At 56.4% G+C, this 21,830-nt stretch carries 24 protein-coding genes; 9 read left to right on the forward strand and 15 right to left on the reverse strand.

What is annotated here, in order from left to right; translation table 11 throughout:
• Positions 1 to 630 precede the first annotated feature (630 nt).
• Positions 631 to 1,413, forward strand: coding sequence for a glucose 1-dehydrogenase (locus A6U86_RS25260; RefSeq protein ID WP_047637013.1), 783 nt, complete (start codon positions 631 to 633; stop codon positions 1,411 to 1,413).
• Between the two features lie 3 nt (positions 1,414 to 1,416).
• On the forward strand, positions 1,417 to 3,255 hold the full coding sequence (locus A6U86_RS25265) for a glycoside hydrolase family 15 protein (protein WP_068396805.1): 1,839 nt from the start codon (positions 1,417 to 1,419) through the stop codon (positions 3,253 to 3,255).
• Between the two features lie 32 nt (positions 3,256 to 3,287).
• Here A6U86_RS25265 and A6U86_RS25270 read toward each other — a convergent pair whose 3' ends face one another.
• The 3 genes from A6U86_RS25270 to A6U86_RS36090 form a co-directional block, all read right to left on the reverse strand.
• On the reverse strand, positions 3,288 to 4,043 hold the full coding sequence (locus A6U86_RS25270; protein ID WP_047637017.1) for a ZIP family metal transporter: 756 nt from the start codon (positions 4,041 to 4,043) through the stop codon (positions 3,288 to 3,290).
• Between the two features lie 146 nt (positions 4,044 to 4,189).
• Entirely contained in the window at positions 4,190 to 4,444 is a 255-nt protein-coding gene (locus A6U86_RS36085) for a DUF488 domain-containing protein (RefSeq protein WP_343287085.1), read from the reverse strand.
• The gene (locus A6U86_RS36090; protein WP_343287086.1) at positions 4,441 to 4,788 is read right to left on the reverse strand and encodes a DUF488 domain-containing protein; all 348 of its coding nucleotides are present in this window, start codon (positions 4,786 to 4,788) and stop codon (positions 4,441 to 4,443) included. The genes A6U86_RS36085 and A6U86_RS36090 overlap by 4 nt, the downstream gene beginning before the upstream one ends.
• Positions 4,789 to 5,059: 271 nt before the next feature.
• On the opposite strand from A6U86_RS36090, the gene A6U86_RS36185 reads away from it, so the two are divergent.
• Positions 5,060 to 5,413 (forward strand): helix-turn-helix domain-containing protein, encoded by a 354-nt coding sequence (locus A6U86_RS36185; RefSeq protein ID WP_077472988.1) that lies wholly within the window; start codon positions 5,060 to 5,062, stop codon positions 5,411 to 5,413.
• Between the two features lie 162 nt (positions 5,414 to 5,575).
• Here A6U86_RS36185 and A6U86_RS25275 read toward each other — a convergent pair whose 3' ends face one another.
• The 6 genes from A6U86_RS25275 to A6U86_RS25310 all read right to left on the reverse strand — a co-directional run bounded on the left by A6U86_RS25275 (position 5,576) and on the right by A6U86_RS25310 (position 10,344).
• Entirely contained in the window at positions 5,576 to 5,854 is a 279-nt protein-coding gene (locus A6U86_RS25275; RefSeq protein ID WP_158008786.1) for a response regulator, read from the reverse strand.
• A 75-nt stretch (positions 5,855 to 5,929) separates the two neighbouring features.
• Positions 5,930 to 7,281 (reverse strand): IS3 family transposase gene (locus A6U86_RS25280; protein ID WP_136686651.1). Its coding sequence is split into 2 segments (ribosomal slippage): positions 5,930 to 6,945 and positions 6,945 to 7,281, totalling 1,353 coding nucleotides; the frame shifts between segments, so codons are not numbered across the junction.
• 143 nt (positions 7,282 to 7,424) lie between these two features.
• Positions 7,425 to 8,294, reverse strand: a complete 870-nt coding sequence (locus tag A6U86_RS25290; RefSeq protein ID WP_047637021.1) for an NAD(P)H-binding protein — start codon at positions 8,292 to 8,294, stop codon at positions 7,425 to 7,427.
• Entirely contained in the window at positions 8,295 to 8,855 is a 561-nt protein-coding gene (locus tag A6U86_RS34940; protein ID WP_158008787.1) for an O-methyltransferase, read from the reverse strand. It lies immediately after the preceding gene.
• A 20-nt stretch (positions 8,856 to 8,875) separates the two neighbouring features.
• Positions 8,876 to 9,376 (reverse strand): ester cyclase, encoded by a 501-nt coding sequence (locus A6U86_RS25305; protein WP_052228074.1) that lies wholly within the window; start codon positions 9,374 to 9,376, stop codon positions 8,876 to 8,878.
• A gap of 2 nt (positions 9,377 to 9,378) precedes the next feature.
• Positions 9,379 to 10,344: an alpha/beta hydrolase gene (locus A6U86_RS25310; protein ID WP_047637025.1), complete on the reverse strand. Its 966-nt coding sequence runs from the start codon at positions 10,342 to 10,344 to the stop codon at positions 9,379 to 9,381.
• A gap of 213 nt (positions 10,345 to 10,557) precedes the next feature.
• Between A6U86_RS25310 and A6U86_RS25315 the strand changes: the two genes are divergently transcribed.
• Entirely contained in the window at positions 10,558 to 11,475 is a 918-nt protein-coding gene (locus A6U86_RS25315; RefSeq protein WP_158008788.1) for a LysR family transcriptional regulator, read from the forward strand.
• Here the strand turns inward: A6U86_RS25315 and A6U86_RS25320 are convergent.
• Genes A6U86_RS25320 through A6U86_RS25330 form a run of 3 tightly spaced genes read right to left on the reverse strand, consistent with a single transcriptional unit; the run spans position 11,472 to position 15,798 of the window.
• Entirely contained in the window at positions 11,472 to 11,765 is a 294-nt protein-coding gene (locus tag A6U86_RS25320; RefSeq protein ID WP_077472828.1) for an EAL domain-containing protein, read from the reverse strand. The genes A6U86_RS25315 and A6U86_RS25320 overlap by 4 nt on opposite strands.
• 27 nt (positions 11,766 to 11,792) lie before the next feature.
• Positions 11,793 to 14,210 (reverse strand): YbcC family protein, encoded by a 2,418-nt coding sequence (locus A6U86_RS25325; RefSeq protein ID WP_120296781.1) that lies wholly within the window; start codon positions 14,208 to 14,210, stop codon positions 11,793 to 11,795.
• Positions 14,211 to 14,214: 4 nt separating this feature from the next.
• Positions 14,215 to 15,798 (reverse strand): proton-conducting transporter membrane subunit, encoded by a 1,584-nt coding sequence (locus A6U86_RS25330; protein WP_047637035.1) that lies wholly within the window; start codon positions 15,796 to 15,798, stop codon positions 14,215 to 14,217.
• A 123-nt stretch (positions 15,799 to 15,921) separates the two neighbouring features.
• On the opposite strand from A6U86_RS25330, the gene A6U86_RS25335 reads away from it, so the two are divergent.
• The 5 genes from A6U86_RS25335 (at position 15,922) to A6U86_RS25355 (ending at position 20,472) form a co-directional block, all read left to right on the forward strand.
• The gene (locus A6U86_RS25335; RefSeq protein WP_052228075.1) at positions 15,922 to 16,851 is read left to right on the forward strand and encodes a LysR family transcriptional regulator; all 930 of its coding nucleotides are present in this window, start codon (positions 15,922 to 15,924) and stop codon (positions 16,849 to 16,851) included.
• 66 nt (positions 16,852 to 16,917) lie between these two features.
• Positions 16,918 to 17,835, forward strand: coding sequence for a DUF6671 family protein (locus A6U86_RS25340; protein ID WP_077472829.1), 918 nt, complete (start codon positions 16,918 to 16,920; stop codon positions 17,833 to 17,835).
• 94 nt (positions 17,836 to 17,929) lie between these two features.
• The gene (locus A6U86_RS25345) at positions 17,930 to 18,301 is read left to right on the forward strand and encodes a response regulator (protein ID WP_047637028.1); all 372 of its coding nucleotides are present in this window, start codon (positions 17,930 to 17,932) and stop codon (positions 18,299 to 18,301) included.
• A gap of 761 nt (positions 18,302 to 19,062) precedes the next feature.
• Positions 19,063 to 19,626, forward strand: a complete 564-nt coding sequence (locus A6U86_RS25350) for a cupin domain-containing protein (RefSeq protein WP_343287084.1) — start codon at positions 19,063 to 19,065, stop codon at positions 19,624 to 19,626.
• A 330-nt stretch (positions 19,627 to 19,956) separates the two neighbouring features.
• Positions 19,957 to 20,472 (forward strand): fasciclin domain-containing protein, encoded by a 516-nt coding sequence (locus A6U86_RS25355; protein WP_052228077.1) that lies wholly within the window; start codon positions 19,957 to 19,959, stop codon positions 20,470 to 20,472.
• A 43-nt stretch (positions 20,473 to 20,515) separates the two neighbouring features.
• Here the strand turns inward: A6U86_RS25355 and A6U86_RS34945 are convergent, their stop codons facing one another.
• From A6U86_RS34945 to A6U86_RS25365, 3 genes are all read right to left on the reverse strand, one after another.
• Positions 20,516 to 20,716, reverse strand: coding sequence for a hypothetical protein (locus A6U86_RS34945; RefSeq protein ID WP_077472830.1), 201 nt, complete (start codon positions 20,714 to 20,716; stop codon positions 20,516 to 20,518).
• A 185-nt stretch (positions 20,717 to 20,901) separates the two neighbouring features.
• Entirely contained in the window at positions 20,902 to 21,411 is a 510-nt protein-coding gene (locus A6U86_RS25360; protein WP_158008789.1) for a response regulator transcription factor, read from the reverse strand.
• Between the two features lie 79 nt (positions 21,412 to 21,490).
• A partial coding sequence (locus tag A6U86_RS25365) for an integrase core domain-containing protein (RefSeq protein ID WP_141683813.1) occupies positions 21,491 to 21,830 on the reverse strand: 340 nt, incomplete at its 5' end.

Genomic DNA, 21,830 nt, shown 5'->3' on the forward strand with positions numbered 1-21,830 from the left:
TAAGCGCCAGATGTACGGAAGAGCAAAACTCGATCTCCTGCAGGCGCGGTTGATCGGTGCGTCGTAGACCTGCACAGCAGCAAATGTGCGTCAGAGCCACTTCTCAGTGCAAATCCCGGGTCAACTCTCAGCGCAAATCAACACCTTAGGCACAAGGAGCGGCATCGCACCGCTCCCGCACGCGAGTTCGAAGCGTTTTGCCGCTCGAATGCCCGACATGGATGTCCAGCTTCTGCTTTCCTAAAAACGTAGTCGCGCCCGTTCGGCGCCACCTTAGCCCCCTTAAGGTTTCCGCTCACGAGGTAAGCGGCGATGCTCGCAGGGCATAAATCATCGTGTCAGAATTCATAACTTTACGAACGTGGCTGTATTTTGCGGCGGTCGGGGTCATCATCGGCCACTCCATAGCTAGCGGCTTTACCGTTCATCTTTTCGACCCCAAAGGAGAGTGGATTACGATTACATTACAGCAATCGCGTCAGCCTTAAATATTGCCAGACCTCGTGTTTGGGCGCTCGTCTTAGCGCGTCGGAATAACAAGGGTAAAGCTACCGCGGCGGTTCTGTCGCAGGAACATGATTGCCATGTCCACGTTTAAGAAGCGTCACCAAAACTTTAGAAGCTCAGACCATGGAAATTGACTTATCGAACAAGCGCGTCCTCGTAACAGGAGGCAACTCTGGAATAGGGGCAGCGATCGCGCGGGGCTTCGCGGCAAATCGCGCGAGGGTCGCTATAAATTATCTAGTTGATCCCGATGAAGCGCGGCGGATGGCGGTGGAGCTCTCGGCGCACGGCGCGGCGTCTCTGGCGTTGAAGGGTGACATCAGCAGCTCCGAAGACGTGGAGCGCATCTTCTCGACCTTGGACGATAAGTGGGGTGGCATAGACATCTTGATCAACAACGCAGGCGTCGACGGGAGCTATGCTCTTGGATGGGAGGCCGATGTTGTCTATTGGGACGCTGTCATCGACATCAACCTGAAAGGCACATATCGATGCTCGAGAGCAGCGTTGAAGCGGATGATTAAACAAAGGTCTGGCGTGGTCCTCAACGTGTCGAGCGTTCACGAGACGATAGCGTGGACAGGCTATAGCGCCTATACGGCCAGTAAAGCTGGCATCTCAATGTTATCGAAGTCCCTCGCCCAGGAAGCAGCTCCTTTTGGGGTTCGTGTACTCTGTATCGCCCCCGGCGCAATTCGCACGCCGATCAATCGGTCGGTATGGCAAGACGAGACAAAGTACGAGGATCTGCTGACGAAAATTCCGCTTGGGCGGATTGGAGAGCCACAAGATATCGCGAACATGGCCGTCATTCTCGCCTCCGATGTCGCCGCATACATCACCGGCACGACGATTTTCATCGATGGCGGCATGACAGACTATCCCTCCTTTTCACACGGTGGGTAGAAGGTGGCGCTCCGCATAGAAGATTATGGCTTGATCGGAAACATGCTGTCCGCAGCTTTGGTTGGACGCGATGGATCGATAGACTGGTTGTGCCTACCGCGCTTCGACTCCCCGGCTTGTTTTGCCGCTTTGCTTGGAACGCCAGACAATGGAAGATGGAAGGTGGCGCCCCGCCAAGCGCTTTCAGGCTGCAGCCGCTGCTACCTCCATGATACTGGCATATTGGAAAGCCGGTTTGAAACAGAGACTGGCGTAGTCACGGTCACAGATTTCATGCCTGTTCCTTCACTTGATCGCTCCCCCGACGTCATCAGGATAGTCACCGGCGTTTCCGGCATTGTCGAAATGGAGATGGAACTCACGCTACGGTTTGAGAACGGTCAGGCTGTTCCTTGGGTGAGACGAAAGGACTACGGACTAAGCGCTATCGTTGGGCCACATGCCGTCGAACTTGTTACGGATCTGCCTTTAAAGGGGCAGGACCTCAAGACTACAGCGATTTTCCGGGTAAAAGCCTGCGACAGCATACCTATGACCCTGTCATATCATCCTTCTAAAGAGCAGCCTCATTTCATCGCCGACCGCCGAGAGCTTCTCGACCAGACCAAGGGCTGGTGGCGCGAATGGGTCAGAAGTGGAACATCAAATTATCTGCCGGTTGGCCTTCGTGACGCGGTTGTTCGCTCTCTCATTACGCTGAAGATGCTGATCTACGCGCCGACGGGCGGTATCGTAGCGGCGCCGACGACCTCCTTGCCGGAAGCAATCGGCGGGCAACGTAACTGGGACTACCGCTACTGCTGGTTACGGGACTCGGCCCTGACCCTTTACGCACTGCTGAATTCCGGCTACCGCGAAGAGGCGCAAGATTGGCGCCAATGGTTGCTACGTGCGATCGCAGGTTCACCCCAACAATTGCAGATCATGTACGGGCTTGCCGGAGAGCGATGGCTTCCTGAGTTTGAGGTGCCCTGGCTTTCGGGTTATGAGGGCAGTAGGCCGGTCAGAATAGGCAATGACGCCGTCAATCAAGTGCAGACAGACGTTTTTGGCGAGCTGATTGAAACTCTTCACGCTGCGCGTGAGGCCGAGTTGGAGCCTCAGGAAGAGGCATGGCGACTTGAGAAGGTCCTGCTTTGCCACCTCGGCGCGACGTGGCAAGAACCAGACAGGGGAATTTGGGAAGTTCGTGGCCCGCCACGACTATTCACTCACTCCAGAGCAATGGCCTGGGCTGCCTTAGACCGCGCGGTCATTAGCCACGACAAATACCACCTTGAAGGGCCGGTTTCGAGCTGGCGCCAGCTGCGGCAACGAATCCACGACGATATTTGCGATAACGGCTTCCACGCGGGCAAAAACAGTTTTGTCCAGTATTTTGGCGGCGACACGCTTGACGCAAGCCTCCTTCTTATGGCGCAGCTTGGCTTTCTTCCGGCCGACGACCCACGCATCGTAGGCACGCTCCATGCCGTAGAGCGGGAGCTTGTGAATGGGGGGCTGGTCGCGCGCTACTCAACCGGCGAAACGGATGACGGTGTCGGCGGCAGGGAAGGGGCGTTCTTGGCGTGCAGCTTTTGGCTCGCTGACGCCTATGTTCTTGGCGAGCGCCACGAGGATGCACGCGAAATGTTTCGCCGGCTGCTTGGACTGCGCAATGATCTGGGCCTTCTCGCCGAAGAATATGACCCTGGTAGTGGCCGCCTGCTCGGAAACTTCCCCCAGGCGTTTTCTCACATAAGCCTGATTAACACTGCACATAACCTGGCGAGCATCGAAGGCCCGGCAAAGCAACGGGTAAACAAGACCGCGCCAAACGGACGGAAAGGCCTGCTAAAATAATGATGTCGATGGTTGCCCAGATGAGGCTCACGTCATCCTCCGAGTTTTGATAGCACAAAGGCGCACAGGAAGCCGACGACGGTGATCAATCCCGCATACTCGTGCGTCTCCGCAAAGGCCTCTGGAATCATCGTGTCTGCTATCATTGCGAGTATGGCGCCAGCGGCCAAAGCTGTCGTTCCAGCGATAACGTCTGGACTTGCTCCCGCGAGAGTTACGTTCCCGACCAGGGCCGCTAATCCAGAGGCGAGAGCTATACATCCCCATACACAGAAGATGTAGATCGCGGATCTGCCGGCACGACGCATGCCAGCTGAGCTCGCCAGGGCTTCTGGAACATTCGACAGGAAAATTGCGGCTACTGTCACCAAACTCACGCCGGAAGCGCCAATTAGGCTCACACCGATCACCACCGACTCCGGGATGCCGTCGAGGAGTGCGCCGATCGCGATCGCCATGCCCGAACCATCCACGGCGTTCTGCTGCTTTTGTTCTTCGTGATGCCCGGAGCGCTTTCGGTGACGGGCACCACGTCGGTTTAAAAACACGTTCGCTGCTGTGTATATCGCCGCGCCGAGTAGAAAACCGAAGGCGGTCGAATCGAATCCTCCGCGAGCAAACGCCTCGTCCATCAACTCGAAAGCAACAGCGGAGATTAAAACTCCTGAACCGATTGCCATGACTGCGGCGATTATACGCTGGGGCAGGCTAGCAAGAAACGGAACAACCGCTCCTATGATGAGGGCCGATCCGCTCACAAGACCCCACAGGCCGGCTTGTAGATACATTGGCACCTTAAATCCCTTCACTTAGGCGATAACGAAGAACTTGATCAAGGACGATCGGTTCCGCGCTTTTGATCATGCAAAGCCGAGAGCCGGCGCGCGAAAAGCAGAAACTGGTCTTAGGAACTGCGTCGAAGCGGATGCGCTCATCACGGCTGAGACGAACAATCCAAATCTTCAACAACGTACGTCGTTTTGGGGTATGTTACCCTGTAATCGCGATGCACCAGCGCTCCTGGAGTCAAGCTTGCGGGATAGATGCGGGATCCCATGATGTGGAATACAGTTTCTTCGCGTGCAAGGAGATTATCCGCGATCAAGCGGCGATGGCAGCGCCACCACACCGCCTCGGAGCACATAATAGCGCATACCCGGCGTTCCCCTTCCTCGACGAGCTCATTCAGTCCTTCGTGAAATGTGTGGGAGAGCGCATAGTCAGCATAGTTGTGAAAGCTTCTGTTCTTCCAGAGGCGTTCAACTCGAAAGGTATCGTATGCGCCTTCGACCGGAGGCCGCCTAGTGCGTCCAATCGGCGATACGCTATCTGGCGATGCAGTAGTGCTTCCGATAGAATATCCGAATTGAACTGAGGATTTGTCCGCGACATCGGGATCTTGCGCACATCGACGACGCATCCCACCCGTTGCCCGCTCAGTAAATCGATGAACTCTTGTAAGGATCGGCTCGAGTGCCCGATCGTGTAAAACGGGAGACGTTCAGGCAATAGGTCAGTCATGGTGTTCCTCATGTTCGTCTTCGCGCTGCTTAATCCGCTTTCCTCGTGTTTTCTAAGTCGGCTTCCGAACTTCACAGACGCGCTCCTTCATTCAACGCTGAATGAGCAACTGTGGTTCAATGCACCTTATGGAGGAGCGGCGCAGCGAAAAACTCTCGGTTACTCGAAGTTGCAGCATATGGAGGACTGTGAGCGAACTCCTCAACGCTCGCAACTGTGGTGCCAGTTTTCATCCTGATGGTCTGCTACTTGCGCTGCTCAGCATACGGTGCGAGCCTGCTGCATGTTGCGGCCGGGGGGCGCCAGGCAGCTGCAATTGACGGAAAAGTTGACTACAGGACAAAGGGAAAGTGTTCGCAGCAAACGGAAGAGCACGGATGTCGACCGATCCGTCGGATCGCTTGTCAAATCGGCAAGGGGGAACCAGGGTTGGTCGCAGATCGCTTTGGCAGAGAGACTTGGTGTTTTATTTCAGCAGGTTCAGAAATACGAACAGGGCTCGAATAGGATGAGCGCAGTCGCCTCGTTAAGGGTAGCGGAACCGTTTGGCCTGCCTCTAAAGTATTGTCTTGGCGAGCAGGAAGCAGTAGGAAGTGGAAAGAGTCCTCCCGTTAGGGCAATACCGCGAGCGGGCTAGAGTTCCGGCTGCTGAGCGCTTTCAGAGACTGTCCGTGTCCCTCCAGACACGGTTCATCGCTCTCATCGAAGCCGCCGCATGCCCGCAGCCTGACGATCTGTAGGCTGCTATAGCGTCGGCTACCGTTCGACGCAGACCTCCACCATGCCACATATACCATCGTTAGTTTGGATGCAGCGGTATAATCTTTTTTGCACTGCTGTTCAGCTTCTCTGCTGCAGCAAAGGCCGGGCCAAGCTCCTCTACCGCAAACGGTTTTTTGACAACAGGTGTTTCCGTCTGCAAGCCACCCTCCAAGGCGTCACTGTAGCCAGTCATGAGGACAATCGAAATATCGGGATGATCGGCTTTTAGTTGGTCAGCAAGTTGAAGACCAGACATCTGGGGCATCATAACATCCGAAAGAACATGCTTTAAACTGGGGTTTTGACTCAGTATCACCTGTCCGTCGTCGAATGATTTGAGACTTTTTGGTCTTTGGAAGAGTGGAGTTTCCGGCTCGGTTTGCGGGTTGATTTAAGCCGCTTTGGCGTGGTGGTTCAAGCGGCGCTGTTTGATGGTGTCTCGTTTGATCCTTTCGCGTTCGAGCAGGATGGTCGCGCCGCGCCCGAAGTAGACGTCGGCTGGGGCAAGATTGTCGAGGCTCTCATGGTATCGGCGATGATTGTAATGCTCGACGAAGGCTGCGATCTGGGCTTCGAGGTCCTCCTGGAAGAAGTAGTTTTCCAGCAGGATGCGGTTCTTCAACGTCTGGTGCCAGCGTTCGATCTTGCCCTGGGTCTGCGGATGGCCGGGAGCGCCGTGGACCTGCTCGATCTTGTATTTCTCCAGCCATTCGCCGAGATCGGAAGCGACGTAACACGGGCCGTTGTCGGACAGCAGGCGCGGCCGGTGTTCGACCTTGACCCTGTCGCAGCCTGAGGCGGCCAGTGCCAGGTCGAGCGTGTCGGTGACGTCGTCCACCTTCATGCTGGTGCACAGCTTCCAGGCGATGATGTAGCGGGAATAATCGTCGAGGATGGTCGACAGGTAGAACCATCCCCAGCCGATGACCTTCAGGTAGGTGAAGTCGGTTTGCCACATCTCGTTTGGGCGAGTGGTCTTGTCCTTGAACTCGTCGTTGGCCTTGATGACGATATAGGCAGGCGAGGTGATCAGGTCGTGAGCCTTGAGCAGGCGGTAGACTGAAGCCTCTGATACGAAATAGCTTTCCGTATCGGTGAACTTCACCGCCAGCTCGCGTGGCGACAGATCGGCATGATCGAGCGCCATGGTGACGATGCGATCCCGGATATCGTCGGGGATACGGTTCCAGACCCGTGACGGCGCGGATGTCCGGTCTTCCAGACCCTCGACGCCGTGGGTCTGGAAGCGGTCATACCAACGGTAGAAAGTCGGCCTTGAAATGCCGAGCTTTTCGAGGGTCTGCCTTGCGGACAAATGCGACTGTTCCACGATCCGGATGATCTCAAGCTTCTCGGTGGCGGGATATCTCATTCTTCGTCGCCCCCATCCGCGATCATGCTTTTTTTGAGCAGGCGGTTTTCCAGGGTGAGGTCAGCCAGCGCCTCCTTCAGGTCACGGCTTTCACGACGCAGCGCTTTCACCTCGTCGCTGGTGGCCGAACGGGCGGTGTCTCCGGCAAGACGCTTCTTACCAGCTTCGAGGAATTCCTTCGACCAGCTATAATACAGGCTCTCGGCGATCCCCTCGCGGCGGCAGATCGCGGCAATGCTGTCCTCGCCACGCAGCCCTTCCAGCACAATGCGGATTTTGTCCTCCGCGGAATGGTGCTTGCGCGTGGCCCGGCGGATGTCCTTGATCGTCTTCTCGGCCGTCGATGTCTGCGGCCCGGATTTCTGTCTCATCTTCGCTTCCTTTGATAGAGCTACGATGAGCCGAAAATCCTCTCTTCTCAATTAAGTCGGTTCTGTCTCATGGGCGTTGATCCGGGACAATGTCCCTTGTTTAAGGCTTTGCGCCTGATGGCAATATACCCCTCTGGAGACACCTAGCTACGATCTAGCAGGTTGCGTATCGCATCCAAAAGTGTCGTCTCACCCCGAATTGTAACGCCACGGCCCTCAAACGCGACGTGGCCGTTGTTAAAGCCGCGATACATTTCACAGAAGGCCTCAACCGCGTTCGGTGAGAACCCTGTCTCGCTGAAGATGGCGTCCCATTGATTAGTTGGCACTACAACGGCCTGGACTGGACGACCGACGAACTCGCTAAGGCCGGCGGCGGCGTCGTTGGGCGAATAATCCGTCGGTCCATGAAGTTCGATCAGCGGCGGCGCTTCAGTACTGGCCAGCAGCTGTTCACCTGCAACTCTCCCAATGTCCGCAACGGAAACCATTGGCAGGCGCCTCGAAACAGGCGAGAACATCGATGTAAGAATCCCCTCCGAGGCAACACGCTTAAGCGACCAACTCCAATTCTCCATAAAATTCGCGGCGCGCACGATTGTAGCCGGGACTTTGGATCGCGCTAGCCGACGCTCCAGATCGTGGGTCGTCTTGATATTGCCCGTGCCATCGGTGTGCTGAGCACCCACCGATGACAATGCAACCACATGTGATATGGCAGCATTCTCAGCTGCAGCGATTAGCGATGCGTGTACCCGCGCAGAGTACGCAAAGATGTCCAATTCGCCGTATGCGGGTGGGTTCATTAGATAGACGCCATTTGCACCACGGAACACCTCAGCGAGCGCATCTGTGTCAAGTAGATCGACGACAGCAACCTCGGCGCCAGCTTCGGTCCAACGCGCCACTTGCTCTGGCTTGCGCACGATTGCCTTAACTGGGGCGCCTTTTTTGAGTAAATGACGCACTGCTGCGGAACCGGTCTGTCCATTAGCCCCTGTGATCACGTACATCTACGGTCCCTTTCCAGTCCTGAGTTTGACGCTGACAGCAGTTCGTCCGCCCTCTGCCATCAAACTCGTCATCCAATTTTCAGGGTCGCAGATCATCTCACGATACGCAGCAGTTTCGCGGCCGCTAAGCCCAAGATTAGCGCTGATCAAAATTCCGCCGATGCGGAGCAACGAAGCCAGTAAGTCCAAATCCTGAAGTGAGGGAGCAAAACCATCGAAGAAAGCAATGTCATACCCAGAGGCGAGACGCGGCAGGACATCCTCAAAGGCTCCATGGTGCACGGTGACCCGATCGCCGAAGCCGGCAGCGACAATATTCTCGCGAGCCAACCGAACATGCTGCTCGTCGAAATCGATTGTATCGATGCGCGCCGCCGCGCTTCCTCTCGCGAGCCAGCACGCGGTGTATCCAAGTGCTGTTCCGCATTCAACGATCCGGTGCGCGGCAGCGGCTGCTGCCAGGACGCCCAGCGAGGCACCGTCTCCAAAAGGATACGCCTTGCAATGATGATGACTTCGGTGTCGCGCCGTCGCATCGAGAATATTCTGGTAGGGGTCCAATGGCTCGTCCACTAGTCTGGTTACAATTTCGGCGGCATCGCGCCAATCTGGAATAGGGCGCTAAGCCAATCTTCGACGTGCCAAGTCTCTAAGACCCGACCGTTGCAGATTTTGTGTATGTCAATCGCCGTGATTTTGAGGGCTTTCCCCGTTGCGGGGACACCGGCGAAGACACCATGCTGCGTTGCGGTGATGGTCGACCGAACGACAACCTTGTCGCCATTGGCGATAAAGTCTTCATTCTTGACGTGGAAATCCGGGAAGGATGCGAGGAACCCGTCGAGCGCAGCTTTCATACCGTCGCGGCCTGGACCTTGGCCCGACGCCAGCGGTATATCAACCCAATCATCTGCGAGAACCCTATCGAGCATCGGTTTCGAAGGAATGTTGAAGGCTTCATAAAAGCCCTTCACCAAGGTGATGTTCTCCAACGGCGTCCCCGGTTTCTGACAGAATTCGGCCGCGTGAGCAGGCGCAACGATGAAGGCAAAAACCGCCCACACAATAGAAATCCTGCGCATAATCAACCTCGCTCAGACTTGGCATTGGACTTGAACCATTTCGCGACTTCGGCCGCAGTTGGTTCGATTACCAGCGGATCGTCGTAGAATCGGGTGTGAAACACCCCTTCGAGGATGACGAGTTTTTTGTCTTTGGCCGGCACATTATCGAACACGTGCTGTACCGCTACGACAAAGCCGTCTGATCGTTCGCCGTGGACCATCAGCGTCGGCAACTGCAGTTTGACGGCATAGGCATCGACATCGAAGGTCCATACCTCGGCGTCGCTCATGGTGGTGTAGCGATTTTCCCAGCGACTGGGTTCGCCCCACTTCGATGTCGTCCAAGGATGATACCAATTATGAATCTCGGGCCACGGTAGACCCACGCTCTTGTCGTCTACACTCACCACCGGCATGTAGTCGATCTCGCCATTTGCCTCGAATTTATCCTTCGCAGCCTGACCACGGGCGATGCGCTCGTCAAGTGTCGGCCCGCCGCCGCCAAAGAACCCTTCCAGATTCTCTCTGTAGAGATACTGGCCAGAAACTGTCGCTAGAGCTTTGATCCTAGCATCGTCCGAAACTGCTGCGATCATCTCCGAGGATCCTTGGCAGATTCCGAGCGCGAAGACTCCATCCTTGAGAATTTCCGGGCGTGCTGCGAGAAAAGAGATCGCGGACTTGATGTCCGCGATTTTTGCCGTGGGACTCTCATAACGGCGAGGTTCTCCACCGCTTTCGCCGCCGAAACGGGGATCAAAAATCAGCGTGGCAAAGCCGTCGCGGGCAAGTCTCGTCGCATATTCCATTGGCGATTGCTCTTTGACGAACCCGAATGGCCCAACGACAACGACGCCGGGCATCGGAGATTGCGTGGCTGTCGGCGTAAACAGGAGACCAATCAGCGGTACTCCGGCGCTTTCAAAACTGACGCGCTCGGTTTGGTAGACGCCCGCACTGGACGCCATGGAAGCAATGCTTGTCATGCTCGAAGATCCTTCTGCTCTCGCTTTTACCGGAAAGAGGGCAAGGGGTCCCGAGGCCGCGACAGGCAAAGCCGCCATCGCCTGCAAGACCCTCCGCCGCAGGGCGTTATGGGTGCTATCATCTGGCATGCGTCCTCACTTTCCGCTTGAAACACTCGACAAAAAATGGAGAAGATTGAATTATTTGTCCAATGCATGATGCGGATATATACTATGTCATTAAGCGAATTACGTCGTCTTGACCTCAACTTGCTCATCGTTTTGCGGGCAGTTCTGCAGACGCGGAACGTCACTCTTGCCGCCCAAAAGCTCAACATGAGCCAGCCGGCAGTTAGCCGAGCCATCGGCCGGCTTCGTATTGTTTTCGAGGATCAATTATTCATAAAGGGCGCAGGAGGGGTACTTGCGACGCCAAGGGCGGAAGCCTTGGCGGACTCGATTACCAAATTACTGCATGATATCGACGACCTGCTCGGCGCGCAGGAGTTTTCTGCCAAAACGAGCGATCGCATCTTTCGCATCGCCACCACTGACTATGGCGCCATCGCACTCTTGCCGTCGCTAGCAACTGTGTTTGCCGCAGAAGCGCCCAACGCCGGCATTGAAGTGCTGCCGTTCTCTCAAGAGGCATTCCGTCGCGCCTCCAACGGCGATGTGGATATCGTTCTCTATAGCGATGAACCGGTGCCCGACGATTTGCAGCGGGCGAGGCTCTTTGGGGAAACTTATATTTCGTTCGTGCGAGAAGGTCATTCGCTTCAAGATCGCCTCAACAACGGCCGATTAGATCTCGATGCTTTTCTTGACTACCCCCACATTCTCGTCAGCGTTTTTGGCGGTCGCACAGGCGAAATGGACGATCGGCTCGCTGCACTCGGACGAACCCGCCGGATAGCCATGTGGCTGCCTTATTTTGCAACCGCAGCGGTGATTACTGCCAAAACCGATTTCGTCCTCACGTTTCCCGAAAGAGCAGCCCGTGAGCTGGCATCAGCCCACCGGTTAATAAGCTTCCGGCCACCGCTCGAAATCGAAGGCTTTGGCTATCAGATGCTCTGGCACGCAAGAACGCAAAGCGATGCGGGATCCCTTTGGCTTCGTCAGCAGCTTATTGCAATCTCACGCAGTTAAGTAGCAAGCGCCGTTCGCCCCGCATTTTTCATGCTACTTTCGGTAATTTCAACTTGAATCGTACCCGGCGCAATTTGGTGCCGCTCCATTGACGACAGAATGTGCTGTAGAACCTTCTCGTTTTCCAACTGCGCGGCTGCAACGTTCACGGCTAGATGGCCGGTAAAGTCATAACCCGTGTTGCGCCACTGGTTGAGCTGGCAACAAGACCTGTCAATTACCCATCGGCCGATATCGGACATCATGCCGCGCTTTTCTGCGATCGGAATAAAATCTCCTGGCGAGAACACGCCCTTGGCTGATCGACGTCAGGACAGTCAGACGATGGCATTCGCATGCGCGTAATGTTTAGTGTCCTGCTGACACTCGTCTCGCCAGTCGAGCCCGCCTGCATACCGCCAGACCATCTCCCCCTGGTCGTCGAGCGTAAAGAGGCTAAGCCATCCATTGTCGAAAAGGGCACGAACCTGCGGATGTCGCTTGAGGATGTCGGTGATCGCCTCTTTCGGTGCCTCGATGGCCACGGTCAGGCGAAGTGGCTCGTGGACGAAATCCACACCGTCATGCACCGACTGCCAAGGAAGGCCGGCGCGCAGGTTTCCGCCATTGCCCTCGACCACTCCAATGCCGCCGACGACATTGTGCAGCAGCTTGTTGCCCGCCCCGAAGAGCGACGGCGCGACCGTGGAGCCGAAATATTGCAGGCTGATCCAGCTCGCGACGACGACGGGGGCCGTGAGAATGAGCTCAAGGATCTTGAAGCCCTCGTCCTTGCGCCAGACATAGTCATGCAGGAATGCCCTGCCTTCAAGTGACCGACCCGCAGTTCGTGCACGCGGTGCAGCTATGAAGGCGCCGCAGCCCGCGAGACCGAGTTCCGGGCGAACTTCTGACCAGTCCCGGCTGCGATCGATCACGCTGCCTGCCGTCCCTCGCGGCAAACGTCTCGACCTCTCCGCCCGCGTCAGGCTGCCTGCCTGGGCCAGCCAATGCCGGATCAGACCGATATTTTCAGGCGCGATGGCGTTCTCAAGGTCGTCCTCGAACAGTGTAATCGTATCGGTCGTCGTGTCATGCAGGCCGCCGAGGAAGACGGTGTCTGACGGGACGGCGATGCCATTGGCTGCAAGCTGCTCGCGCACCGCGCGATCGTTCAGCAGGTCAGCCAGCAGACGGGCATTGACGTCGCCCGCATAGCCGCCGCAGGCACCGCAATGGAAGGCGCTGGCGTATGGATTATTGACCACGTTGGCGCCATGCCCGGAGATCAGTACGAAGCGGCCAAAATCTTCGGTGAGCGACATGGCCTTGAGTACTGTTTCAGCAATATCGGCCCGGGTGTCGAGGTCGAGGCTGGGGGCAAAGCGGGACTTAGCTTTATCCGGACCTTTGCCATTGCCAAAGCCCAGACCGTCGCGCACGAGCTTGCCGGCATAAACGGGGCCCATCGCCTCGACGAAAGCAAAGGAGGAAACGGCGGCCAGCTTGAACCGGCCCCAGGCCCGAACCGCACGGGCGCTAAACCGCGCCTGTTGGTCGGCATCCTGATCGTGAATGACGGCACTGCAGCTGAAGACGGATGGCTTCAGCAGGACCGGCAGACGGTGTTCGGAGACGTCGGAGGCAAAACCCTTGTGGCTTGCGCCGAGACCGAAGAAGCCGGCAAAACCGAGCGTCCGAATTCCCGGATCGACACTTTCGAGCGAGCGCCTGAAGACTTCAGAGCGCACGTCGATGCAGAAGGCGGCCTGCAGAACCGGCCGCAAATCGGCAACCTTGATTGTCGAGGGTGCAGCAAGCGTCACAGCGAGCTTACGCTGCGCTGCGCGCTCGGCAGCCACCTGCAGCAACCCATCGATGATGGTGTCAAAATCGGGGGTGATAGGCTCTACATGGGTGCGCCGTACCTGCTGCCACTCGCGCTCGATGTCAGCCTTGTGACGCGCATAAAGCGCCTCTTCGAAGACAAGCCGGATCGCCAGCAGTTCGAGCCCCGTCGTATCCGTCCGACCCTCGATGTCCGCCTTGAACTGGATGTGACGCGCAAATTGCGCCCAGCCGCCGAGTGTGAGCAGCAGCTGGTGGAAATAGGTTCCGGGCTCCGCACCGAGACCAAGCGAAACGGCCGCCCGCTCGATGGCCGCATGCGGCGTTTCCGGCGTGTCCGCCACATGCGGCCCAAAGCCCTTGAGGCCAAGGATTTCCGGCGTCAGGTCATGGGTCGCGAACGCACGCCACGCGGCATAGAGGCCGTTGCGCCGGGAAGCGGCCCAGAGTGCCTGGCCCTTATCGAAGAAACCGGCAGCAAAGGTCCCAATCCGGTCGGAAATGAGCCCCGGCCAGTCTTTCCCCGTAGCACTTGCTGCGAGTTCGGCGACGGTGGGCAGAGCAGCGATCGGTTGCGCTTCCTCGAAAACCATGGCTTTAAGGTCTAAGAGGTCAATGCGATTGGAGAGCGGGTATGACTCGAGCGCTGCAAAGAGATCCTCGTCGATGATCTCACCGCTTTCGATCTTCTGCACATAGTGCTTGCGCGGCAGCGCAAGCCGCACGCCGGCGATCCGAGCGATTTGGGCAGCCGTCTGTTCGAGCGTTTCGGTCACCTGACCGAGGAAAGGGTTGACGGCGACCGTCGCCGTGAGTGGCCAGGCTGGCGGGATGGCCCGCACCGCTTGATCTGCAGCCAGCGCCAGGGCTTCGCCATGCAATGTGTCGATCGTGGTCATCTCGTTCATCGGTTTACTCCTTCTCGAAAGCTGGGGTTGGCGAGGCGGAACGCGAGAGAGCCCAGCCGCCGAGCAGGCGGTCGAAGAGGGCATTGATATAGAGCCCGTTGGCGAGATGGACCCTGAGGCCCGCCGCCGCCGGATGATAGGCCCAGAGCGGGAACAGCGACTGGGCCACCGCCACCACGCCGAAGGTGACGACGGCAAGCAGCATCAGTGTCCACTCGAGCGGACCGGGCTGCGGTGTTGCCGGCAGCGTGCCGAGCATCAGGTCGTCGGCGATCCGCTGGAGTGCGAAATAGGCCGTGGCTGCTGCGATTGCGTACAGTGACGTTCGCCAGGTCAGAGCACGCGGCGCCGCGTCCGCAAGGCCTTGGGCGATGAGATAGGCGACACCGAATATCAGGATCGCACCGAGTGCCAGCGCCTGCGGTGGCTTGCCTGCGAAACCAAAGAGCAGCCCAATCACAGCATAGATGGCGAGTGCTGCCAAGAAAGCGCGACCGACAGCTTTAGCACTGGGAACTGTGACAGGGCCGGGACGCCTGATCGAAGAGACTGTTTCAATCGCGGAGCCGGACGATAGAAAAGCATGGGCCTTGTAAAGCGAGTGGGCCACGATGTGAAGAAGCGCGATCGGGAACAGCGCCAGACCGCATTGCAGGATCATGAAGCCCATCTGCGCGACAGTCGACCAGGCAAGGGAAGTTTTGACCGCCGACTGGGTGAGCATGACAAGACTACCGAAGACTGCTGTGAAGCCCCCGACCATGACCAGTACAGCAAGCACGATCGGTGCCTGCAGCAGGACGTCGGCAAAGCGGATGAGCAGGAAGCCGCCGCCGTTGACCACACCGGCATGCAGCAGCGCGGAGACCGGGGTTGGCGTTTCCATCACTTCCGTCAGCCAGCCATGGGTCGGAAATTGCGCGGATTTGACAAGCGCGGCGATCGCGAGCAGCGCAGCAGCACCTATGGTCAATGGCAGACCTTCGCCCTCCCGCGCAGCAGTTAGGATCGTCGCAATATCTGCGGTTCCGAAGGTGACGACGAGCAACACCATGGCGCCAACCAGAGCAAGGTCACCCATCCGCGAAACGATGAACTTGTTGCGGGCCGCTCGCTGGGCAGCGATTCGCTCCGGGTAGAATAACAGGAGTTGGTGCAAAAACAGGCTAGAAGCTACCCAACCGACAACAAGCTGCATCAGCGTGCCGGATTGCACGAGGAAAAGAACGGCAGCGAGCGTCGCGGTCATCCAGCCAGTGAATGGACCTTGTCGTGCCTCCCCGTCGAGGAAGGTACCGGCGTAACGCAGTACGACCCAGCCGATGAAGGAGACGAGCAGAAGCATCACTAGACTGACGAGATCGAGCCGGGATGCGAACGTGAAGTAGCTGAAGCCGATCGGCGGGCTGGTTTCTGGGCCGTGCAGAGCCAAAACAATGCAGGACAAGACAGCAACTCCGAAGGAGCCGATGGCCGACAGCTCTGCAATGCAAATTGCAACGCGGGGACGAAGGCCCGGTGCCAGGAAACAATACACGGACGCAACGGCGAGAAGCATCGGCGCTATCAGCGGCAGACTAACAATCATGAGCGATCTCCAGTTGGGGCCGACATTTTTGGAAAGCGGCGTCGATCTGACGGAGGTGTTATCAGCTGTGTGCCGCTGATAAAAATTCATTGTTTCTGCAATTTCGTTCTATAAAATAGAAGTATGCTTGAGCTCAATTATCATCATCTCCGCTATTTTCGTGCCGTCGCTCATGACGGCAACCTGACTCGCACCGCCGAACGGCTGAACCTGTCGCAATCAGCGCTGTCGACCCAGATAAAGCAATTGGAAGAGCGCCTCGGCCACGCACTGTTCGAACGTCGTGGCCGACAACTCTATGTGACCGAGGCAGGTCGCATCGCGCTCGACCATGCCGACACGATCTTCGCGGCCGGCGAGGAATTGGTCGAGACATTGAAGGAAACCGGCAGGATCCGCCGCGCAATTCGCATCGGCGCGCTCGCGACGCTGTCGCGCAACTTCCAGATGGAGTTCCTGCGCCCCATCCTCGGGCGCTCGGATGTCGATATGATCTTGCGTTCCGGCAGCACTAGCGAGTTGCTGGGCGCGCTCGAAGCACTAAACCTTGACATCGTCCTCTTGAACCAGGCGCCAAGAACGGATTCTGTAACACCCTTCATCGCCCAGCAGCTCTACCAGCAACGGGTAAGCTTGATCGGCAAACCGTCCTACGGAAAACCTGACGCAGGCCTTGCGGAACTTCTCAGGGAATACCCCGTTATCCTCCCGACGCTGGAAAGCGGCGTACGCTCGCAGTTCGAGGCACTCGTCTCACGACTCGGCATCACGCCGCAGATTGCAGCAGAAGTGGACGACATGGCGATGATGCGTCTTTTAGCCCGCGAAGGAGCTGGTCTTGCGGTTCTTCCGCCGATTGTCGTCAAAGGAGAACTGGAGGTCGGCACGCTGATCGAATTCGATGCGTTGCCCGGACTGATCGAGTCTTTTTACGCAGTGACCGTGAAACGTCGTTTCCCGAACCCTCTGATATCGCAGCTCATCAACTCAAAAGGTGCAAGCTTTGCAGCGAGCGAGAGCGTTCTACAAAAGAGAACATTATCGCCGATATAATGTATTTTTAACAAAGAATTTTGCGCGCTAGAAAAGTCACCATTCAAGTTGGTTGGAGCGGGCTAAATGAAATCTCTGGGTTTGTTCCAGACAGAAAATTATCGAGCGAGAGAAGTTGATGCCGCGTCTAAGCTCACGTCGCCAATCTGTTCATCCCTCGCGTCCCAAGCAGCGCTCGGAACGATGCATGGAAAAGCTGCTGCCCTATTGCCATCCTTTGCCAATATCGGCGTTGATCTCGTCGTCCCGAACGACTTGGATACAGATGCTTTTGGCACATTCACTGGCGAAACGAAAAGACAGGGCACCATGCTGGATGCCGCCAGAGCAAAGGCAAGAGCCGCTGCGCAGTTGACCGGCCTGACCATTGGTATTGGAAGTGAGGGATCTTACGGCCCACATCCGTTTGTCCCATTTATTCCGGCAGGTCGTGAACTTCTTGTGTGGCATGATACGCGCTCAGGCCTTGATATTATCGATATGATGATCGACGAAACTCCCAGTTTCGCCCATCGGGATATAAAAGAAATCGCTGATGCAGAGGACTTTCTTCGAGCCATCGACTTTCCTGATCAGGCTCTTGTTGTAAGCGCGATTGGCGCAGAACTCATCCTAGCTAAAGGCATACGAGACCAGTCGACGTTGCTCGATGCGACGAGGCGCGCGATCTCTCTGTCGCCAACTGCGCAAGCTCGCCTCCAGACTGATATGCGGGCGTTCATGAACCCGCGACGTATGGTTGTCATCGCTAAACTCGGCGAACGTTTTGCGAAGCGACTTACGACCCTGTGTCCGGTGTGCAATCATCCGGGGTGGGGCTGGGTGGGAACCAGAGACGAACTTTGCTGCAGTGCTTGTGGCTGCCAAACGCAACTGCCGTCCCACGATGTCATGAGTTGCGTGGCCTGCCATGCCGAGCAGCTTGTTGAACGATCAATCGGCGCGGAAGCGGATCCGACGTTCTGTCCTTCCTGCAACCCTTAGTCACCGTGCAGAGACATCTTACGCTTCTGAGAGCGATGCGAGGGCCATGCCCTTTGATTGCCCCGACCGTCCACTCTCGCCATAAGGAAATCTTATGTCCGAAATTCTTTTGCTTCTTGTTGAAGATGAGGTCGTGCTGCATATCGTTCTGGAGGAGGCTTTGATTGATGGTGGCTTTCAGGTGGTCGTTACCAACAGCGGTGCGCGAGCAATGGAAGAACTCAACAAGGGCGCGGAGCGTTTCAACGGTGTTCTCACGGATATTAGACATACTGGTCCGAGTGGCTGGGATGTCGCCCACAGAGCCAGGGAACTCGTGCCCGACATGCCTATTGTTTACATGACTGGCGACAGCAGTTCCGAGTGGTCTGCCAACGGCGTTCCGAACAGCTTGATGATCGTAAAGCCCTTCGCCGATGTACAAATTTTGACGGCTATTTCACAGCTCATAAATGAGAGGTTTTGATCTGGGCCGAGAGATGATGAAGTCGTCTAATCGGAGACTGGCGTCAGGATGAGTTTTTTTGAAGATCGCTGCCGGGTGCATGTTGGTGTTCGCGGTCTATATCAGGCGTCGCATGTTGGAGCTACGCGGCACGAGCATTCACTGTGGACAACGCCGTTCAGCTTATACAGTGATGCAACGCCATCAACGGAATCGCCCGTTTCACGTCCTGGCAAAAACGCTTCAAGCGTTCAGCTATTGAACGCTATCGGAAATTATGACGCAACGCCCGCAGTCTGATCGAAGAACTCTCCGGTTGTCAGCATGGAGTGCATAATGACAGCGGCCGGATCAAATTTCCGGCAGATCAGATCCCCACTTTTTGATCTGTTTCGCGATGACCTCGTAAACGCGCTTGTATTCTCGGAGCGATGAAAAGGCGCGAACAATCTTGACAGTTGGAAACGGCTTATTTTCGCGCGGCAAAGTGGGTGCAATCGATAGCACTGATCTTGTAATTCGCTTTAATGGCTGTCGCTCGGTAGGCGAGGGTGGCGTTCGAACCAATATAGTCGCGGTGTGCAATACCCGCCGTCCTGCAGCGGCAATGATCGGGCAGGCCGAGTGGCGCAGCAATCCGGTGAGAAGTGCTGCTGAGATCTCGTGCGTTAGTGACGCTTCAAAGCTGGCGCAACTCAACCCGATGCTCGCAGTGAAGGCGGCGGCCCATGTTAGCGCGCTGGTGCTGGCTAGGGCCCCTAACAGCATATTGGGTCAGTAGGATGAGCAAAAAGCAGCGTGTACTGAAAATTGTCTTGACGTATTTGGGAACGTTACCGTTTTGGTTGCTCATACTCGCTTCATTTATCGCCCCGCAATTTGAAGCGCAGCGCGCATTCCTAGCTTATGGAGCAATTATCGCCTCGTTCATGGCGGGAACGCTTTGGCGTAGCGCACTCAACGGTCGCGCCGGCGAAAGTGTTGGCGGTTACTTCATTGAGAATGAAACCGTTGATGAAGCCGACCTCTCGCAAAGCTGGGAAAGCCTGAAAGCGAAAATCGATGCGGGCCAGATCGACAACGTTGTGCCAGTCAAAAAGCGGTCTGCCACGGATCAGACATACGCGGAACCATTGAGGAGCTATATCGACGCAGCCGGCGGCCTAAGGTGGCGCCAGCTCGGGCGCGGCGCTGCCCAAATGCTGATACCGACCGGCGACGAAACAACGACAGTGCGACTGCTCAAGATTCCTGCCGGTCAGCCGGTCCCGGAGCATTCTCACCGTGGCGTGGAATTAAAGCTGGTGCTTGAAGGAAGCTTCAGCGACGAGGTTTCGACATTTTAGCGAGGTGATGTCGAGATGGGTGACGACAGCTTGATGCATCAACCAAAGGCTGATGCGGGCAAAGACTGCATTTGTCTTGCCGTTACCGAGGCGCCGCTACGATTCAAGAGCAGGTTTTTGCGGTTGATACAGCCAATCCTCGGGATCTAACGCTCAGTATTATCGATCCAAAATCGCGAACGTGCTCACAAGCTTTTTGCACGATTTTTCTTAGATTTTTGAACCGGAGCGGCTGTCATTCGTAGAATGCCCTACCGAGCCAAGAGGCAGGCATTGAGAGGAGATGATTATGAAGTTTTTCTAGTAGTTTCGGCAGTCGCGTTGGTCAGCATGATGACGGGCAGCTTGGCTGCGTATGCCGCCAACCCTAAGGTCGGTGGCGCCGCGATGTTCGAGGACAAGAACATCATCGAAAACGCCGTGAATTCGAAGGATCACACGACGCTCGTCGCTGCCGTCAAGGCTGCAGGCCTGGTGTCGACGCTTGAAGGGAAGGGGCCGTTTGCCGTGTTCGCTCCGACCAACAACGCCTTTGATGCGCTTCCCAAAGGGACCGTCGAGAGGCTTCTCAAGCCCGAAAACAAGGACAAGCTCACGAAAATTCTGACTTGCCACGTGGTCGCAGCTGATGCGATGGCCAGCACCCTCGCCGGGATGATCAAGAATGATGGCGGCGAACATGACATCAAGACCGTCGGTGGCTGTGTTTTGAAGGCCAAGGAAAACATGGGCAAGATCACGCTCACCGACGAGGCGGGAGGAACTGCTACCGTGACGATCGCTGACGTCAAGCAGTCGAACGGCGTTATCCACGTCGTCGATAAAGTTCTCCTTCCCAAGATGTGACGGGAAGCGCCGCGCCGAGTTATCGGCCCGGCAATCTTTCAAATTAAGTTACGTCATCACTTTTTTCTGCATCACTTGTGTTCGAACGCCAGCCGAGCTCTGCGCATAAATCTTCACCGGCAGCAACGCCAGCGCGGAGACTTTCAAAAGGCCCTTTCAATATCGTGGTTTTTCCACGGAAAGCGACGATCACGGTCTTTGAGACTGGATCATAAAATACAGTCATTCCGTCTTCATAGTTCATTGATAACCTCTTTCCAGAAAGGGCCGGCGGAATGGCCGCCGGCCCACGCGGACCCGATATCGATCCGCGTCAGCTCCTGGGGTACGGAGCCGGTTCCATCGCTGTGGGGCTTTGCAATGGAACTGCCTTGTTACGGAATGCTCGATCCTTGGATCAAATCTGAAGGAGATTTATAGGGTCAGCAATCATTCCTTTGGTGGACCGCGGGATAGCAGCCGTTGCAAAGTCCGTCGATGCAGACGCAAAAGCCGCGCCGTCAACGACATGTTGTTCCCGGTGTCAGTAAACACGCTGTTGATGTGTTCCCAGCGGACCCGTTCTGCGGACTTTAGGCATGGCGCCTCCGTTTGGCTCAGTTGAGGGTAAACTCCAAGCACCTCTAAAATCTCATCCACATCCGCGGGTTTGCTTAAGAACTCGGTCGCACCAAGTTTCACCGCGGATACAACAGCGCCGACGTGGCCGTATCCAGTAAGCACAAGCGACTTGGTGTTGGGCGATACTTCCTTGCAAAGCTTCACGAGTTCAAGACCGCTGTCGTCGCCGATGCGCAGATCAGTTATCAGTATATCGAGGCAACCGCGATTGATTACGGCGCCCGCTCTCTCGATTGTTGTGCAGATTTCGACATTCAAACCACGCTCTTGTAGAGCCTTGCCAAGTCGATGCGCGAAAACGTGGTCGTCGTCTACCAAGAGTGCGTTCAGACTTGTCAGTTCCGTAGTTTCAACATGTGATATGGTGGAGTGCCCCCCATTTCGCCGGACAGACCAGCTATTGAGACAATGCTTTGATGAACTCCCTTGGGGAGGCCATTTTCAGCGCTGAGTGTGGATGGATTTCATTATAGTCTTCGATCCATCCGTCGATCTTCCGGAGAGCTGTATCGGCGTCCGGAATGGGTGAGATGCGTATATAGTCCCGCTTCAAGGTTTTGACGAAGGCTTCAGACATGCCGTTCGATTGTGGGCTGGCAACGGGCGTGAAGCATGGGATCAGGTTGAGGGCTTGGGCAAACAGCCTGGTCTCGCGCGCGGTGTATGCACTGCCGTTATCAGATAGATGTTCTATTGCATGGGGGGCGCTGGTTGCGCCGAAGCGCTTTTCGACGGCC

Origin of the sequence: Rhizobium sp. AC27/96, from assembly GCF_001692325.1 — a bacterium.
GTDB lineage: Bacteria > Pseudomonadota > Alphaproteobacteria > Rhizobiales > Rhizobiaceae > Rhizobium.

Coding starts and splice junctions, on each gene's coding strand:
- A6U86_RS25260 (WP_047637013.1), top strand. CDS start 631: ATGGAAATTGACTTATCGAACAAGCGCGTCCTCGTAACAGGAGGCAAC.
- A6U86_RS25350 (WP_343287084.1), top strand. CDS start 19,063: ATGAGCAAAAAGCAGCGTGTACTGAAAATTGTCTTGACGTATTTGGGA.
- A6U86_RS25330 (WP_047637035.1), bottom strand. CDS start 15,798: ATGATTGTTAGTCTGCCGCTGATAGCGCCGATGCTTCTCGCCGTTGCG.
- A6U86_RS25315 (WP_158008788.1), top strand. CDS start 10,558: ATGTCATTAAGCGAATTACGTCGTCTTGACCTCAACTTGCTCATCGTT.
- A6U86_RS36090 (WP_343287086.1), bottom strand. CDS start 4,788: ATGAGGAACACCATGACTGACCTATTGCCTGAACGTCTCCCGTTTTAC.
- A6U86_RS34945 (WP_077472830.1), bottom strand. CDS start 20,716: ATGAACTATGAAGACGGAATGACTGTATTTTATGATCCAGTCTCAAAG.
- A6U86_RS25335 (WP_052228075.1), top strand. CDS start 15,922: ATGCTTGAGCTCAATTATCATCATCTCCGCTATTTTCGTGCCGTCGCT.
- A6U86_RS36185 (WP_077472988.1), top strand. CDS start 5,060: ATGTTGCGGCCGGGGGGCGCCAGGCAGCTGCAATTGACGGAAAAGTTG.
- A6U86_RS25270 (WP_047637017.1), bottom strand. CDS start 4,043: ATGTATCTACAAGCCGGCCTGTGGGGTCTTGTGAGCGGATCGGCCCTC.
- A6U86_RS25340 (WP_077472829.1), top strand. CDS start 16,918: ATGAAATCTCTGGGTTTGTTCCAGACAGAAAATTATCGAGCGAGAGAA.
- A6U86_RS25305 (WP_052228074.1), bottom strand. CDS start 9,376: ATGCGCAGGATTTCTATTGTGTGGGCGGTTTTTGCCTTCATCGTTGCG.
- A6U86_RS25290 (WP_047637021.1), bottom strand. CDS start 8,294: ATGTACGTGATCACAGGGGCTAATGGACAGACCGGTTCCGCAGCAGTG.
- A6U86_RS25310 (WP_047637025.1), bottom strand. CDS start 10,344: ATGACAAGCATTGCTTCCATGGCGTCCAGTGCGGGCGTCTACCAAACC.
- A6U86_RS25325 (WP_120296781.1), bottom strand. CDS start 14,210: ATGAACGAGATGACCACGATCGACACATTGCATGGCGAAGCCCTGGCG.
- A6U86_RS25355 (WP_052228077.1), top strand. CDS start 19,957: ATGATGACGGGCAGCTTGGCTGCGTATGCCGCCAACCCTAAGGTCGGT.
- A6U86_RS25345 (WP_047637028.1), top strand. CDS start 17,930: ATGTCCGAAATTCTTTTGCTTCTTGTTGAAGATGAGGTCGTGCTGCAT.